This window comes from Nitrospira sp. Nam74 (genome assembly GCF_965152615.1).
Genome location: NZ_OZ224220.1, coordinates 555,727 through 571,360 on the forward strand (window position 1 = coordinate 555,727; position 15,634 = coordinate 571,360).

Consider the following 15,634-nt stretch of genomic DNA (forward strand, 5'->3'; position numbering starts at 1 on the left):
TTCGGCGGGGATTCTTTTTTGGGCTGACTTTCAACTTGTCGTATCTGTGGCAGACGTTTATACTCCCACGCGCATGTTCGACTCTCGCCCCGAATCTCCACCTCTCGATCTTCTCCAACACCTTCGCGAGCGCTTCGGATTCGAAGATTTCCGCCATGGTCAGCGTGAAGTAATGGAGGCTGTGCTGAACAGGCGTGACGTACTTGCCGTTATGCCGACAGGGCAAGGAAAATCCTTGTGCTTTCAGCTCCCGGCGACGCTCACAGCAGGCCTGACCGTGGTCATCTCGCCTCTTATCGCCCTGATGAAGGACCAAGTTGACGCGCTCCGGACACGGGGGATCGCCGCCTCTGCCTTTCACTCCGGTCTCCTACCAACCGAGCGGGATCGGGTGATTCAAGACATGCGCCTGGGGAAACTGCGATTGCTCTATCTTGCCCCGGAGCGCATTCAGCATGACTGGTTTATGCGGCATGTACGCATGGCAGGAACATCGTTGCTCGTGGTAGACGAGGCTCATTGTATTTCTCATTGGGGCCACGATTTTCGTCCCGATTATCTGCGGCTTGGTGAATTGCGGCGACAGCTGGACTTTCCACCTTGCTTGGCGCTGACCGCTACGGCGACGACACGAGTTCAGCAGGATATCCACGAGAAGTTGGAGTTCCGCCAGCCACTGACGGTCATCACCGGCTTTCGGCGCTCGAATCTGCGATTTGCCGTCGAGATCTGTTCGTCTAAGGCGGACAAACACAAGATTTTACAATCCCTCTTGAGCCAGACTCGCACCGGGACGAAGCTGATCTATTGTTCAACCCGTCGCCATGTGGAAGAGCTGGCGCAATGGCTTCGAACCTTGTATCCCGACGTCCACTATTATCATGCGGGTCTCGCAGACGAATTACGTGTGTCTATACACGAACAATTTTCACAAGATCGGATTCGCATCCTTGTCGCTACGAATGCTTTTGGCATGGGAATCGATAAGCCGGATGTGCGGCTGGTGATACATTACGACGTGCCGGGCAGTCTCGAAGCGTATTATCAAGAAGCTGGCCGAGCCGGCCGTGATGGCGATCATGCTCAGTGTGTGTTGCTTTTTCAGCAGAGTGATGTCGCGACGCAGGAATTCTTCATCCAAAAGTTAGGCGAAGGCCTTCCGCAGTCCGGAACTGACGTGTCTCAGCGCCAGGACGCCTGTCGTGAGCTCCTTCGCCGCATGGTGTCCTATGCCTACTCCCAAACCTGTCGTCAGCTCACGTTCTTAAATTATTTTGGGGACGTGGAAGAAACGACACTGGGCCCGTGCGGTGAGTGCGATCTCTGTTCGTCTCCCCCGGTGGCGGCAGAAGCAGACGAGGAGATGCTTCGGCACGCCCGCATGGTGCTGGCGACCGTCGACAAATTCCAGGGCCGTTTCGGAGCCACACGGGTCACGGACGTGCTCTATGGCAGCACGGGGAAAGCCGTCCTGGAGTTGCGTTTACACACGACCGAGTCGTTTGGACGATTGCGAGGTCTTGGCAGAAGCGGCGTTACGCGTCTGATTCGTCGGCTCGCGGCCTCCGGCCACGTTGTCTTTGACGGTCTTGAATTTCCCGTGATGACGTTGAGTGCGAAAGGCATGGCTGTACTGAAAGGGACAGAACGCTTGGTGTGGGGACCCATTGATGGGAAAAGGCCAACGGAGGAACCCCGTCGATCAATCGAGAAGCCCTCACGCGCAGCCCCGCTCCACGACAGTCATCCGGATCGAGGCCTCTTTGAACGGCTTCGCGCCCTCAGAGCGAGGATCGCGGCCGAAGAAGGGGTGGCCTCATTCCTGGTCTTTCACGACAAAACCTTGCGACATATTGCCAGCCTGCGACCTACGTCCATCAGCTTGCTGGAATCGGTTCCGGGAATTGGACCGGCGAAGTTGGAACGCTATGGAAGGCAGGTGTTGCAGGTGGTGAATGAAGACGGCGGCGAGGCCTAGGCGCTCCCCTGTGCTCGCAGAGCGCGCACGCTAAGAAGCATGCTCGCTCGATGCGCGAAGTGGAGGAGCATCTAGGCCTCGTCGCCTATTGCCTCCTGCGTGATGTGGAGGAGGAGTGAAGTCAAGCCGCTAAGGCGGCAGCGGTCCAGCCTTACAAAACTCCGCTTTGAGTTCTGCATATGTGTGCACGACCGGGAATTGCGGAAATTCCTTCGCCACGTTCTGCGGGGGACGAAAGAAGACACCGGCGTCTGCAGCTCCTAACATAGATGTGTCGTTGTACGCGTCGCCGGTTGCTAGAACGCGAAACTGGAGGCTTTTGAGGGCCAGGACCGAGGCTCGCTTCTGATCCGGCTGACGTAACTGGTAGTTGACGATGCGGCCAGCCGTGTCAATTTCGAGGCGATTGCAGAAGATGGTGGGATAGCCCAGTTGCCGCATCAATGGCAGGGCAAACTCGGAAAATGTATCAGAGACGACAATCACTTGGCACCGTTCACGGAGCCAGGCGATGAATTCCCCGGCACCCTCGAGCGGCCGCATCATGGCGATGACTGATTGGATGTCTGCCAGCCGAAGCTTGTGCTCATCTAAGATCCCGAGGCGTCGCTTCATCAGTGCGCCATAGTCGGGCATATCGCGTGTGGTGAGCCGAAGATCAGCAATTCCCGTCTTCTCTGCGACGTTGATCCAAATCTCTGGAATTAACACACCTTCCAAATCGAGGCACGCGAGTACCGGTTTGGTCATAGCTCTCCTCTAGTTTGACACACCATCGAAGATTGATGGACGGCGCATGATAGCCCAAATTCCTTTTATGGACAATCTCCTGTCATCCATTGGACGAGAGGACGCCACGGCTTTCTTCAAATACGGCAATACAGTTTGAGATGGCTATGCATAAGCGCTCAGCACTTTTTCTGGGTGAAGCCTTTTCCGACCGTGGGTCGAGCGAAGGAAGCGCGTGTCGAGTCTGGACCGCCGTATCAAGAGGTCATGTTCAATCGCACGGCTTATCCCTTGCGCACCGCTTACCTCGTCGCCCGGTTGGCGAATTCCTGTTCAAGTATTCGCGATACATTCCCGAGCATGTGTTCTAGTAACTCCGTGCCTTGCCACGTGCCTTGCCCTTCTCTTGCATGCTGCTCTGCCCAATCCAACGCGATCGGCAGTGGGATCAAGGTCGGGGCCGTTCCCCTTAATTGAGACCACAAGAGGGCCAAGACGGTTCCCACACGCATTGGGGCGGGAAGGGGGTGCACCGGATTATTGACGAGGTCATCACAGAGAGCGGCTGGTGTCGTGACCAGCAATTCGCGACACGCAGCCGGCCGGTCTTCATAGATTGAGCAGGTCTCTTCTTCTAAAAACGGGCATGCCATCCTGAGGGCATAGTAGTCCCGGTTAATGGGTTCCATATCTTCATCGGTCAGCGGGCGTTCACTGTCCGCTAATGCAGTGAGCCGGGCAAGGATTCCGGTTTGCTGCAAATGTGTGCGTGCACTACCGAGTCTGTTCAGGAGGGCTTTTCGACGTCCATCAGGCAGCGCATCGACCATAGCTTTCAGGGCGAAGGCTTCAGGAGGCGAGATCGGCACGAGCATGCGACAGCAAGCTGCACATCCTTTTTGGCAGGAGACATGCTGACCTGCATCTTGGCTCTGTGCCTGCTCCAGCGCAGTCGCTTCTTCGCCGAGACGCCGTGTCAACGGAACGATGGCCGTAATGGGTACAAAATTCGCCGGGACATCGACGGCCGTCGAGAGGTCTCCGGCGGGTGTCTTTAGTGAAATGTGGAATCGTTCGGAACGTGCCGCGTCCATGCGATACCATGATGAATGTTGATCCCATCTTAGTGGACGTCTGTCAGAACGGTCAAGGAACGGACTTGAAGCGTGTGATATGTTGCGGGGCGCAGGCCGATTTCAGATAATGAGGGAAGGAAGGGTCTGAGTGGTATGAAGCTATCCGGCCATGTGATCGGCCTGCTGAAAGAATACATGCATGATCTGGTTGAACAAGCTGCCCAGGAGGCGCTGACGCAACAGTCGTTCGGCTTTACCCCCGCTCCCTACCGACCCGATCAGGCTATCTCAGACTTGTTGGCGATCTTAGACGATCGGATTGAATCCGAAGGCATGCAGGTCGGTCTGCCGGATGGCTTTCTTCATGCAATGTGGACGGTCTGCAATGAGGCCCGCACTCACATTCTCAACCAGGTATGGATGGAGTCGAATGCGTCCGGGACGCCCACCAAAGCCTCCACGCGTCAACTGACGTATCAAGCCCTCATTGAATATCTCGAAACAACCGACGGCCCGGCTTCAGCATGAACCGGGGGACAGCCAGTCGGCTGTCCTCAGGACAGCCAGTCCGGCTGTCCTGAGGGTGGCTGTTTCACTTGCTCCATTACAATTTTCCTATTGCGCGATACACCCACATGCCGACTCGCTCGGAAATCGCATTCGTACTGATGAGCAGGACGTCAGCCCGCGGGATCAAGTCGAAGGGTTGGCCTCTCCAAAAATGATCGGAGCGATCTTTCAAGGTGTACCCGCAGGGCGCTGCGGTCACATTCAATCCCTGCATTCGAAAATGCGCCATGGCACGTGGCATATGACTGGCGGACGTGACGAGAAGGAGTTTCTTATCACCCACCAACCGCTTCGTTTCAACGGCACTTTCATACGTGGTCCGCGAGCGATGTTCGGTGAGAATGGCGTCGGGGGAAAGGCCGAGCCGTACGGCGAACCGCTTCATCTCCACAGATTCTTCCGGACCATAGCCGAAGATCGTCGCATCTCCCGCCGACATGATCATGTGATCGGCGATCCCCTGAGCAAAGAGATCTACACCGCAGAGTGTACGAACGAGCGTAAATTCACTCAGGACGGTACGTGGCCGAAGAGTGCCTGTTTCATAGACGCCTCCACCGAGGACCACGATGGCGTCGAAGTGCTGTCCCGTAGCGCCATCAAATGCTGGATACTCTTCTTCCAATGGACCAATCAACTGAGTGGCAATCAGTGGACTGCCGAGTAAGTAGGCGACGGCGAAGCTTATCAAGGCGATGAGGCGAATCCGTCCGAGCCGTTTGGCCGAGTGTGGCCAAAAGACCGAGAGCACCAAGAGCCCTAAGAGCAGAAGCAGCCAGGTGTAAGGGTAGACCCCATATTTGATGAGCTTATACAAGCCGAACCAAAACGGAGACAATTCCATTCCATGCCTTTCTTTTCGACGTTGTGCGAGGTCATCAATTCACGTAGCATGGCTTGGCACGATGTTGAAAAGGGCTTCAGCTTTGTTCTCGCTTCGTTCAAAGCCTCAACGTAGCGCCTCGAGACAAAAGTCTGTCTTGGCAGGGTTAGAGATGGCGGGTGGAAGGGCACGGCTCGGCCTCTCACTCGCTGTGGCCGCGTTGACGCCTTTTTGAACATCCTTCACTGTTGCGTGGCTTCGACCTGCCTATCCCGAACCCCACGGTCGGGCTAGGGCTGGAACGTTCGTTCACGCTCTGTGAGTCGTTGGATGAATGTATGCCGCAAGGAGGATACACGTGGTAAAGGGACGACACAAGAGTAAGAGCCAAGAGACGGCGACGCCGCGCTATTGGTTAATGAAATCAGAGCCGGCTGCCTTTTCAATTCAGGATTTACAAAAGGCACCCGGACGGACAACCTGCTGGGACGGCGTACGAAACTATCAGGCCAGAAACTTCATGCGTGCCATGCACGTCGGCGATGGAATCTTCTTCTATCATAGTAATGCCGATCCACCGGGCATCGTGGGAATTGCCGAAGTCGTGCGTGAAGCATATCCAGATCACTCGGCGTTTGATCGTCACGACGTCCATTTCGATCCAAAAAGCACACCCGAGAAGCCTCTCTGGGACATGGTGGATATCAGGCTGGTCCGGATTTTCCCCCGTCCCATTCCCTTGGAGCAGTTACGACACGACCCTAATCTCAAGCACATGGAGCTCCTTCGTAAGGGATCCCGCCTTTCTGTTCAGCCGGTAGCGTCTGAAGAATGGAAGCATATTCTGTCAATCGCCGACAAATAGGGAACGTAGGACCGGGCAAGTTGATTTTTCTGTGTTCTGGTGTAAGCTTTAAGCCTACGCTTATAAGGCTAGGTAATGGGCTTCCATACGCGTCAGCGAATACGACAAGTGGGAAGTTGGACGTTGCTGTCGATGGTCTCGCTTGCGCTGCTCGGATGCTTCCAACCCTCTGCCCCTTATTATGAGCGGCACGAGCTCAAGAACTTACGAGTGGTCTGGCTTGACCAAGCGAGCTTGCACGACCGGTACGAACGGATGTCGGGTAAGCCTTCGATGGCCCTTTACGGAACCGATTCATCAGCGGGCGTGCAGAGTGTGAAGGGCTTCTTTGACTTCAATACAAATACGATTTATTGTTCGAAAATGGATTTTACGGCATGCGGGCATGAGTTACATCACGCCATTATCGGTCACTTCCATCCGGACTCGCCACTTCGATAGCTGTCGGTATTGTCAGCGAACGCCAAGCCCTCCCTCCCTCCATCCTCAACTCTAACGTCCAATCTCTTTCAGCGGCTCGTCGGTGATCGTCACTGGCCCCCGCGGATTGTGGTCGAAGACGTTGGATTGATTCAACTGTTCGGGGGACGGCGTCGTGTGGCTATCTGGCGTCATGACCAAACCCCAATGATAATTGTCACAAGACGTGTTGTTCAGCAGCATCGCCTCGGCATGATAGAACAGGAGCATGCCGCTGAGCATATTGTCGCGGCATTGGTTGCGCACCAGGTCCGCGCGTGTGCCCGGGTCCCGGCCGGCGATGCCGAAGTGATGGTTCCCGTAGCAGGAGTTTTGCGAGAGGTAGGGCTGGGCGCCCGCGAAGGCGAAAATTCCCGACTCCCGGTTATAACACACCTCGTTTTCAATGAGAGACGGTCGACACTGCGTGCCGTAGATCACCACTCCAGATAAAATGCCTTCGGACGCTCGGCATCGGGTGATCGTGCAGGATGAATCAAGAATATTGATCGCTGAGTGTTGGTCGCTCCCGACGTACCGAAATGTGATGCCGCTGATCCGGCCTCCCGTGACACGCTGAAGATAGAGTGGGCCGCCCCGCCGGCTGAAGATTTCCACCCTGTCTCGCCCGGCCCCCACCAGCAACACCGGCCGTTCGGTCAAAAAGACTTTGTCTTCATACCGGCCGGGCCGAACATACACCTGGTCATCCGCCTCGGCGTCCTTCAGTGCTGCACTGGGACGCGGGTATGCCGAGGGGTCGGCCGCGTCGACCACCAAGGTCCTTCCACCGGCAGGATTGTCCGGAGGATCGTACACTTCCGCCGTCTCATCACGAGATGGCGGAACAGCTTTGTGAGGGTAGTCGCTTGGCATTTTCACCCGCCATCCTGGTACAGGCGGAAGCATTATTCGGGCGCGAAAGGCCGGAAGTCAACCCAAGGAAGACCGGATCTACGGTTGCAGGGGATGATCGGTGAGTGCTTGATAAGCCTGGCTGATTGAACTCACAGGAGACACTTGCATGAGAAACGGAGTATGCCAATCGGCATCTGCGATATCCATTTCCTCAGGGATGACGACACGACGGAGATGGGCCGCATTCGCCGCAGCCACCTTGAGCGGCAACGAGCCTACCGGGGAAATATGACCGTCCGGACTTACAGCGCCGGTGATGACCCGGTCGGCGAGAATCGATTCTCCTTTTGCCATAGCCAGAATGCTGACACTAATCATGGCGGAGAGGCTATCTCCATAGATCGTCACGCCGGGATAGGGAACCGACAGGATCACCGTCCATGAGTCGGGTTTCATTCCCGCCGCACGCGCGGCCCGATAAATGGCTTGCTGAACGGCAGTTTGGGCCATTCTGGAAAATCGGCCCGGAGCATTTCGAAATTGAACGATCAAACCGTCGTAATCGTCCCGCTGCTGGAATGACAGCACGATGTTTGCGACTGTCCCGATCGGTTTGTTCTCCATCGTGATTCCGAGAATGGGAATGAGTTGTTCTTGTGATCCTTTGAATGCCCCCACGTCAGTGATAGCAAGGAAAGACAGAAACATACTTATGACCATGACGCGGATTAAACATCGTTTGTCCCTTGTCAGTCCTGTGTCTTTCTTCATTCGACCTCAGTATCTCTTCGGATTGTGTCCGGTAATCTTGACCGGTCCCTTCAAAGACTAGCAAGCATTAGGCCGCTCCCAGCTGGGTCTCTGGCAGTGGCAGGCTCTTGATTTGTTGAGCGAAACCGGTTGCTCAAGGAAGACGGCATTAACCCGTTCTAATTTAGGTTGGGGCATGTTGTCGCAAGGGTAGGACCGAGAAATGATGGACTCTCATGCTGCAGGCTGACATGGAGCGGGCTGAATGGTTGTCCGCGTATGGGACAGGTCTTCTTGTCCAGGGCTGGTCTGGAAGACTCCGAAAAGGCCTGTCCTGCACTGGATCACTTCAGTTGTTGATTACTGTCACGGGATGACGCCATTAGTGAAAACCCTAGCTTGACCAAGTGCCTCTGAATCTTCTATTACTCGAAGCCTGCGGGGGAGGGGCATATGAAACATATCCGATTACGAACGAGCCCCATAACCATTCTGCTTTCATGCATGTTGACGGTGGCAGTGTTCATTCTTGATCTGTACGCCCCTGCCCCCCTCGCGACCGGTATGCTCTACGTCGCGCCAGTGGCTCTGATTGCCATGTGGTCTCCCCCGAGCCATTATTCCCTTGTCGTGATGATCGCCATCGCCTGCACGGCGTTAACGGTGGCCCGGGTCACGTATTTTTCTGTCGATGCCATTGGCTGGTCGACTGCCACGAACCATGGATTGGCGGTGTGCGCACTCTGGGCCATTGCGTTGCTCTCCCTTCTGCGAAAACGTATGGAGCAAAGAGCGCAGTGGATTGACGTCCTGCCTCGCCTGTAGTTCTTTGTCTTCGTGCCCCGCTTAGCATGGGGCATAGCTTGTCCATGTGAGCACAAGTCGCGCCGGTGAGTTTTGTAAGGTTTTACTAGAGCGTTAGGCCCATACAGCCTCGCTTTCTTGACAATCTGCACCTGATACTATTCGTACGGCGCGCCCCCAAACTCATCAGATGAACGTAAGAAGTCAGAAAACCGTCCATGTTATCATAGGACTCCATACTGAGATGACTGGCCGGAGGCTTGCCTCTCGCCCCTGAGGGGTTGAGAGGTACGACCTTGCAACACAGCCGCTATACCGGCGTTGAGTCCGGGTTGATGACGTAACAGAAGGAGGCGAGATGAGAAGTACACGTTCTCTCGTGAGCCTGGTCACTGTCCTTGCGGCACTATCACTGCTGCTGAGTCTTGCTGTTGATGCCAATAGTCAGACACCAGGGCGATCATCGCCAGCCGCCGACATCATCCATGGAGACGTGCTCAACATCGAAGGCGACACCTATACCATTAAGGATGTTACCGGCCACGAAGTCTATCTAAAAGTCGACGGGCAGACACAGCATGAAGATCGTATTAAGGTAGGGGATAAGGTCGAAGCGCAGGTCTCTGCAGATGGCCATGCCGTGACGATTCGGATTGCCATCCCTAATGATATGCCAAGACATTCTTCCCCTTAGGGACGTTGAAAACCTTGCTCGCTTGACCTTCCAGAGCAATGCATACGCCGTTTGATGCTGTTTTGACTGCCACGGTTAGTGCAGCGGTTCGCGGGAGGGGGGTACGATGAGATCATTTTGAGCTTCTCAAATACACGGCGGTGGCTTGCGATCGACGTGTCACATGTAGTTTGTCATACACATTCGCCAGGTAGTTTTTCACAGTTTTATCACTGAGCCCCATCACCGCCGCAATTTCCTTATTGGTCTTTCCATCGGCGACCAGCTTGAGCACTCGTTCTTCCTGGGGTGAGAGTGAATAGGGCTTTGCCTTGGGATCGCCGCTGTAGCGAGCTCTCAGAATTGACAATGCCTGTGTGGTGACCTTGGGGTCCAACAAGGATTGCCCCGTGCCTATAGTCCGAAGCGCCTCGATCAGGATGGATGTGCTGGCGTCCTTTAAGACATAGCCTTGAGCTCCCGATACGACGGCAGACAGAATAGTTTCATCATCCGCATAACTGGTCAAAAACAGTACCCGTGTATCTGGGCATTCAGCAAGAATGTCCCGGCAAACTTCGACGCCGCTACGGTCTGACAGTCTAATGTCCAAGAGCACGATATCCGGTTTCAGACGGACGGCTTCCCTGACCGCCTCCACTCCCGTCGCGCATTCACCGACCACATGCATTCCGGAGACCATATTCAGAACAGTCCGAAGTCCGATCCGGACAATCTCATGATCGTCGACGATGAGCAAGGACAGCGTTTTTGCTTTTTCTGCAGCCATCGTCATTGTCTCGGCAACTCGAGGATGATTCGAGTCCCTTGCCAAGGATGTGAGGCAATGTCGACCCGACCACCCAATGTCGAAGCCCTCGCGGTGAGGCTCCGTAGCCCCAGCCCTCGACGAGGCGGATGATTGGGCGTGAACCCGATTCCGTCATCACTAATCTGGAGCCATGGTATGCCGTTTTTTATCGTAAGTGATATCTCAACCGTAGCGGCCTGTGCATGGCGAAGGCAATTGCTGAGGGCCTCGCGGGCGAACTGTAGGACGTCTTTTCGTTGCTCCTTGCGAATGCTTGCGACCGCAGCAGGGTCGATGATGAGCTTACAATCGACGGACGACAGGCCGGTCATGGCCTCAACTAGTCCACGCAAGGCCCCGTCAAGATCTTCCCCGCCCTCGACATCCTTTCCAAGATCGTGTTTGAGAAATGAGCGGAGCTCTCGCAGAGCCTGATCCAACTGCACAGTGGCTCGCTTCAATTGTTCCGCGACCTGCGAAGGGGCATTGTGAAGAAGGAGCGTGCATGATTCCAGTCCCAATCCTACCGCATACAGCGACTGCAGGACGCCATCATGCAGGTCACATTTAATCCGGTCACGATCCTTTTCCAATTCCTGTATGCGCCGTTGACTGACGAGAAGCGCCTGTTGCAGTCGCACACGGTCCATACGGCCGGGCAGCAAGTCAATATGACCCAACGGCTTCTCCGCTGAGTCAAAGGCCGTGGCGGTCAAACTATTATCAGAGAGCTGGCACGTTCGTTTCCGGCGCGATTGGCTCGGGGTATGTGAGAGATTCATAGATTCATCCTTTTTCCGGTTCTGTACCGTTTTTGTCTGCAAGTCGTTTTGCATTACAGACTTCATACGCGTACAAATGTGGAACCTCAACAGAAATATAAGATTCTTTTGGTAGTTGGTGCACCTGGCGGATACGCCAGGTCAGGGGAGTGGTTCGCTAGAGGTCTTAGATAGTTGGATGGACGCTGGCAGTCTGGATCTCTTGGCCTGGAATGGCGTCGAGTCGTGGTATTACCCATAGGCAGGGGTCGGGTGTACAGAAAAACCGGCCTTTTTGAAAAAGTGTCGCTTTAAAAGTTCAGTCGTAAGTTAAGTGAGGCCACATGGAAATGAGTGAGATAGGTGCCGTCAATCGCGCCAGGGATGGCGACCGGATTTTGACTGCCGATGACGGTTCGAGGTTCGTAGAGAATGAACTGATAACTTACGTCAAACCCAATCGCCTTTGGACTGAACCAGGGTTGCCCGCCGCACGGGACTACGCCTAAAAACCGCCCCCCGGATTTACAGAGGGTCCCCAAGCCGACAGCAAAGAGATGTTGATCAGCATCAGGCACGGCCGGATTATAGGAGCGATCGGGTACCGCGGCTTGAGCATGCCAATACCCACCTCGAAGGGCAACCTCCCATGCGGGTAAGGACGGCACCTGGAGCCATTTCCATTCTGTGCCTAACATCGTGGTATAGGATCCACGCCAATTCTGAGGGAAGGGAATCACCGCTCCGGTCCCAAATCGCACATCAGTGTTACGAAAAGCTTTCCAGTCTGTATAATCTACATCAAGCTCGAGCTTCCACTCATGGGCAGAGGTTCGTATCGGCCAAATCGCGATCCCTCCCGTAAAGGTCTGTGGTAAAACGGCGGTCGTTGAGGCGGTCGTGACGCGCGTGCCATTCGCAAGAAAGTCACCGTTCAAATGCAACGTCACCTGGCTTCGGTAGACGAATCCCACATTGACAAGTGGCTTACCCTCGGTATTTCGAAAGGGCGTGTACATCAGGCTGGCGTTAAAGCCTGCGGCCGTATCCGTGCCGTTCACCTCCAACTGAGAGCCGGCAGGTGGAAGTCCGGTTCCACCGGAGGAGATGAGTTGCTGGATAAAAGCATGCGAGCTACCGAGCAGACCGCTAAAAGTGTAGATGTCGGCACCTAGTCCTACAGAGAGTTGCTCTGTGATGTGATAGGCGATGGTCGGTTTAATATCGACCATCGGCAGTTTTTCCTTCGTCACGGCGGTGGCGAATGGACTGGTTGCAGGGTAGCTGTACACTAAGCCGAAGGGCGTCGTGACACCGAGTCCAACCACGACGCCCCTAAGCCTTTCTCGCCATATATCGCCGAGGTTTGCTGTCGCATAGAAATTGAAGGGAGCCGGCGAAGCGATACTCCCGTCAAATCCACCATGAACGCTGGTGCCCATGGGACTTGTAAATGACGTGCCTCCACCTACGAGCACAGATCCACCAGAGAGCTGGATACCGTGTAATTGTGTCAGCCCGGCCGGATTGTAATGGATGGCTGAAGGGTCATCAGCTTGCGCAGTAAAGGCATTCGCCTGTCCTGCCGCTGCTGCGCCTTGATCGTAGATTCGAAAACCGGCCGCGTGAGCGCCAGAAATAGAACAGGCCACGAAAAGGAAAAGAAAGAGGCTGAGCAAGAACGGTTTCAGCATAGACGCTACATTGTTCACTGACACGACCATTCCGCAAATGGGGCGCATCCTATCATGAATATTTTTCGCCGGTAAGGAGCATTGGCCCCGGTATGGTCGCATAGCCGACGGCGTTTAGGTCAGAGATGGGGGCGGGAGGTGCGGCGGTGAAGCGGTGTGGATAGGGTCTATGCAAACCAACGAGTAGAATGAAAAGGAAGCTCAGGTTGAAGTCCCGATGTGCGGAGTTCGGATCATCGTCATATGATTATTTTCTTACCAAGACGATGTCGAACGAGTAGTTAGCCCACGAGCGTGCCAACCGTCCTTACGAGACATCTTCCAACTCTTCATAATACGCGGGCCCGGTTCTATGGTCAAAAAATGACAGGAATATGGCTCGATAGTAATCAATTGGCATCGATTCGGAGCTGCGCTCTTTCTCAACAGAGTGCGCCCGTCGGGCCAAGGCCTCAATAGCGGCGCATTCGATCAATTTGCGACATATCTCACATGCCGCCCATCCTTCGAATCCGTCGGGACCTGAATCGAAGCAGTCATCTAAGACCGGGAACCAGGCCTCTGTGGCGACCTCTTCCTTGTCGGCTAAGGCGAAGGATCGACAAGGATAAAAGGCCACCATTGACCCTTCACGGCAGAAATCACATAGTAATGTGATCATCTCTTGTTCCTTAAGTAGCAAGGAAAATAAAGAGTTACTGTCAGCCTTCAGTCTGTCGGGTGCTCCATTTGTTTGTCAAGAATGGCCATATAGCCCCTCTGCCCTGTCTAATGCGGAGGCTTCAATTTGTATTCGAGTAGGGCCAAATATCCCTATCGCTAAATAAAAAAAACATGCGTATATTTAGGCGGGTTGTTCGTAGTTCGTTGTTCTGCTGAAGCTCGCCAGCCTCGGGTTCACGTTGGAGGACACAGCAATGAATGAGACATCGACTTTCCCTGCTGAAACGTTTCAGCTCTTTGGCAAGAAACAGCTTCAAGACTTTCTGGAAATCTCGCATTATACCAGCCGTCTCCGCACTCCAGACGATGTCAACGTCGTCTTGGAAAAGATTCAAAAGCTACTACCCTTCGGTCACATTATCGGCGGGCTTGCCCAGCTCAATCGTGAGGGTCGGTTTGAACAATATACGAGGGTTTACAATGTCAGCTATCCCAACGACTGGCTATATGTCTATGCCAAAAATGGATACGCGGAAGTGGACCCTGTTTTTCTATCTCTCATGCGCCAGTCAGGCGGTCAAATATGGAAAAATACCTATGAAGGCGTGAAGCAGCGCAAGCAACAGTCCTTCATCGAGGAAGCACGGGCTTTTGGGCTCTCCAATGGCGTCACGGTGAGTCAGCATGCGGAGAACTTTGTCAGCTTCTTTTCGTTTGCCGGTGAGTCTGAAGAGGACAACCGGCGCTTTTTGCCGGTCATTCAATACCTATTGGAACATGTCCATGAAGTACTGTTTGAGCATAGGCCTGTAGCGGGCGCTCCGCTCACTGCTGCTCTCTCCCCTCGGGAGATTACTGTGTTAAATTGGATGAAGCTGGGGAAGACAAATGGTGAAATTGCGATGATCATAGGCATCAGCGAGCGCACAGTACGTTTTCACGCCGAGCGGATTTACGTCAAGCTCGATGTCACGTCACGCGCACAAGCCGTTGCCTGTGCTATGGAACAAGGCCTCTTGTCTACCGATCGTCTTTAGGCGCTCACCGACTCTACTGCTGAACGTGTGGGGCTGGTGTAGCTTGTGCATGAGCTCTTTCGAAGTACCCGATTGGTTTCCGTCATCCACTCCAAGAAGTCAGGCCGCTGCAAGGTACCCTCCAACCGGAATAGATCCAAATCAAGTAGAGCGGCCCGACAGGACACGTTGGCCGGCGGGACGAGCACGACAGGACCGATGGCTTCGCAGGGAAAGCCGAGTATTCGAATCATGCGCAAGAAATATTGCTCGACCTCCAAGTAGCAATAGCGAACGCCATTTGCGAGACACCATTGGTACATCCCCTTGAACAATCTCACCATCAAGCGGGAAGAAAGACCTTTGCCTCCTACGGTTGGATCCACCGCCAGCCGTGTTATTTCCATCGTGTCGGTCTGCTTGCGAATTGTATAATCGGGGCTAACGAAGCTGCGAAACTCACGCTCCAGCATAAATGGGCCGGATGATGGTAAGATGCGGACTGTGCCCAACAATCGTCCTTTGTCATTGAAAACTCCGATCATCACCGCACTTACATCATAGTCGTCCACGTCCAATCCATCTGGTCGGCAAGGTACCCACTGCAACACCTCTGCGAAGATCTTATGACGGAGCCGATACGCCGCCAGTCGTTCTTCGTCCGTTTCAAGTGTCTTGATAGTATATTGACCCTCCTGAAATTCAACAGACTTATAGCGCAGGTCTTGCATCGTTTCCATTCTGTTTCTCCGTTTAAGTGACAAGCAGCCGTGTGCCTTCTCACCCTAGAATTCCTTGAAAGCCTACGGGAGTCACCTGGCGCATCCGCCAGATGTTAGGCGGTGTGCTATCTGCTAATGATGCAGGAGAATGGATGCGTACAGATTGCATGGTGTATGAGCCCCGCGGCGCCCGAATGGTAATGGGATGAATAGTATGCCTATTCACTATGAAGTCTGCAGGCCGCCGGAGGTAAGAAGTTACAGGTCGCATCTCATGCAATAGGTGCGTGCTCGACCGGGCAGCGACAAAAGAATCAGGTTTCAGCAATCGTCTCTAGCAATAAGAACCATCCTTCCAGAAAGTGTGATGTACCGAAGTAAC

General features: G+C 54.3%; 17 protein-coding genes. 7 read left to right on the forward strand and 10 right to left on the reverse strand.

Annotation, left to right across the window (positions count from 1 at the left end):
- Nucleotides 1-46: 46 nt before the first annotated feature.
- Entirely contained in the window at nucleotides 47-1,978 is a 1,932-nt protein-coding gene (locus ACWHYZ_RS02710) for a RecQ family ATP-dependent DNA helicase (protein ID WP_447985756.1), read from the forward strand.
- A 129-nt stretch (nucleotides 1,979-2,107) separates the two neighbouring features.
- On the opposite strand, the gene thrH is transcribed toward ACWHYZ_RS02710, so the two are convergent.
- Nucleotides 2,108-2,728 carry a bifunctional phosphoserine phosphatase/homoserine phosphotransferase ThrH gene (thrH, locus tag ACWHYZ_RS02715; protein ID WP_447985757.1) on the reverse strand — a complete coding sequence of 207 codons (621 nt, stop codon included), beginning with the start codon at nucleotides 2,726-2,728 and terminating at the stop codon, nucleotides 2,108-2,110.
- A gap of 281 nt (nucleotides 2,729-3,009) precedes the next feature.
- Nucleotides 3,010-3,801, reverse strand: coding sequence for a YkgJ family cysteine cluster protein (locus tag ACWHYZ_RS02720; protein ID WP_447985758.1), 792 nt, complete (start codon nucleotides 3,799-3,801; stop codon nucleotides 3,010-3,012).
- A gap of 135 nt (nucleotides 3,802-3,936) precedes the next feature.
- Between ACWHYZ_RS02720 and ACWHYZ_RS02725 the strand changes: the two genes are divergently transcribed.
- The gene (locus ACWHYZ_RS02725) at nucleotides 3,937-4,311 is read left to right on the forward strand and encodes a hypothetical protein (RefSeq protein ID WP_447985759.1); all 375 of its coding nucleotides are present in this window, start codon (nucleotides 3,937-3,939) and stop codon (nucleotides 4,309-4,311) included.
- Between the two features lie 76 nt (nucleotides 4,312-4,387).
- Here the strand turns inward: ACWHYZ_RS02725 and ACWHYZ_RS02730 are convergent, their stop codons facing one another.
- Nucleotides 4,388-5,197 (reverse strand): YdcF family protein, encoded by an 810-nt coding sequence (locus tag ACWHYZ_RS02730; RefSeq protein ID WP_447985760.1) that lies wholly within the window; start codon nucleotides 5,195-5,197, stop codon nucleotides 4,388-4,390.
- A 397-nt stretch (nucleotides 5,198-5,594) separates the two neighbouring features.
- On the opposite strand from ACWHYZ_RS02730, the gene ACWHYZ_RS02735 reads away from it, so the two are divergent.
- Nucleotides 5,595-6,041 (forward strand): EVE domain-containing protein, encoded by a 447-nt coding sequence (locus tag ACWHYZ_RS02735; RefSeq protein ID WP_447987507.1) that lies wholly within the window; start codon nucleotides 5,595-5,597, stop codon nucleotides 6,039-6,041.
- A 75-nt stretch (nucleotides 6,042-6,116) separates the two neighbouring features.
- Nucleotides 6,117-6,482 carry a hypothetical protein gene (locus tag ACWHYZ_RS02740; protein WP_447985761.1) on the forward strand — a complete coding sequence of 122 codons (366 nt, stop codon included), beginning with the start codon at nucleotides 6,117-6,119 and terminating at the stop codon, nucleotides 6,480-6,482.
- 51 nt (nucleotides 6,483-6,533) lie between these two features.
- Here the strand turns inward: ACWHYZ_RS02740 and ACWHYZ_RS02745 are convergent, their stop codons facing one another.
- Both ACWHYZ_RS02745 and ACWHYZ_RS02750 read right to left on the reverse strand, forming a co-directional pair.
- The gene (locus tag ACWHYZ_RS02745) at nucleotides 6,534-7,376 is read right to left on the reverse strand and encodes a right-handed parallel beta-helix repeat-containing protein (RefSeq protein ID WP_447987508.1); all 843 of its coding nucleotides are present in this window, start codon (nucleotides 7,374-7,376) and stop codon (nucleotides 6,534-6,536) included.
- A gap of 78 nt (nucleotides 7,377-7,454) precedes the next feature.
- Nucleotides 7,455-8,129 carry a S16 family serine protease gene (locus tag ACWHYZ_RS02750; RefSeq protein WP_447985762.1) on the reverse strand — a complete coding sequence of 225 codons (675 nt, stop codon included), beginning with the start codon at nucleotides 8,127-8,129 and terminating at the stop codon, nucleotides 7,455-7,457.
- A 432-nt stretch (nucleotides 8,130-8,561) separates the two neighbouring features.
- Here ACWHYZ_RS02750 and ACWHYZ_RS02755 point away from each other — a divergent pair, with 432 nt between their 5' ends.
- Together ACWHYZ_RS02755 and ACWHYZ_RS02760 are read left to right on the forward strand one after the other, a co-directional pair.
- Complete coding sequence (locus ACWHYZ_RS02755; RefSeq protein WP_447985763.1) at nucleotides 8,562-8,933, forward strand: hypothetical protein; 372 nt, start codon at nucleotides 8,562-8,564, stop codon at nucleotides 8,931-8,933.
- Between the two features lie 337 nt (nucleotides 8,934-9,270).
- The gene (locus ACWHYZ_RS02760; protein ID WP_447985764.1) at nucleotides 9,271-9,606 is read left to right on the forward strand and encodes a hypothetical protein; all 336 of its coding nucleotides are present in this window, start codon (nucleotides 9,271-9,273) and stop codon (nucleotides 9,604-9,606) included.
- 112 nt (nucleotides 9,607-9,718) lie between these two features.
- Here the strand turns inward: ACWHYZ_RS02760 and ACWHYZ_RS02765 are convergent, their stop codons facing one another.
- The 4 genes from ACWHYZ_RS02765 to ACWHYZ_RS02780 all read right to left on the reverse strand — a co-directional run bounded on the left by ACWHYZ_RS02765 (nucleotide 9,719) and on the right by ACWHYZ_RS02780 (nucleotide 13,512).
- Nucleotides 9,719-10,375 carry a response regulator transcription factor gene (locus tag ACWHYZ_RS02765; RefSeq protein WP_447985765.1) on the reverse strand — a complete coding sequence of 219 codons (657 nt, stop codon included), beginning with the start codon at nucleotides 10,373-10,375 and terminating at the stop codon, nucleotides 9,719-9,721.
- A gap of 2 nt (nucleotides 10,376-10,377) precedes the next feature.
- Complete coding sequence (locus ACWHYZ_RS02770) at nucleotides 10,378-11,178, reverse strand: sensor histidine kinase (RefSeq protein WP_447985766.1); 801 nt, start codon at nucleotides 11,176-11,178, stop codon at nucleotides 10,378-10,380.
- 290 nt (nucleotides 11,179-11,468) lie between these two features.
- The gene (locus tag ACWHYZ_RS02775) at nucleotides 11,469-12,851 is read right to left on the reverse strand and encodes an OmpP1/FadL family transporter (RefSeq protein ID WP_447985767.1); all 1,383 of its coding nucleotides are present in this window, start codon (nucleotides 12,849-12,851) and stop codon (nucleotides 11,469-11,471) included.
- A 307-nt stretch (nucleotides 12,852-13,158) separates the two neighbouring features.
- The gene (locus tag ACWHYZ_RS02780) at nucleotides 13,159-13,512 is read right to left on the reverse strand and encodes a hypothetical protein (protein WP_447985768.1); all 354 of its coding nucleotides are present in this window, start codon (nucleotides 13,510-13,512) and stop codon (nucleotides 13,159-13,161) included.
- Between the two features lie 256 nt (nucleotides 13,513-13,768).
- Here ACWHYZ_RS02780 and ACWHYZ_RS02785 point away from each other — a divergent pair, with 256 nt between their 5' ends.
- Nucleotides 13,769-14,551, forward strand: coding sequence for a helix-turn-helix transcriptional regulator (locus ACWHYZ_RS02785; protein ID WP_447985769.1), 783 nt, complete (start codon nucleotides 13,769-13,771; stop codon nucleotides 14,549-14,551).
- On the opposite strand, the gene ACWHYZ_RS02790 is transcribed toward ACWHYZ_RS02785, so the two are convergent.
- Entirely contained in the window at nucleotides 14,548-15,270 is a 723-nt protein-coding gene (locus ACWHYZ_RS02790; protein WP_447985770.1) for an acyl-homoserine-lactone synthase, read from the reverse strand. The genes ACWHYZ_RS02785 and ACWHYZ_RS02790 overlap by 4 nt on opposite strands.
- Nucleotides 15,271-15,634 lie beyond the last annotated feature (364 nt).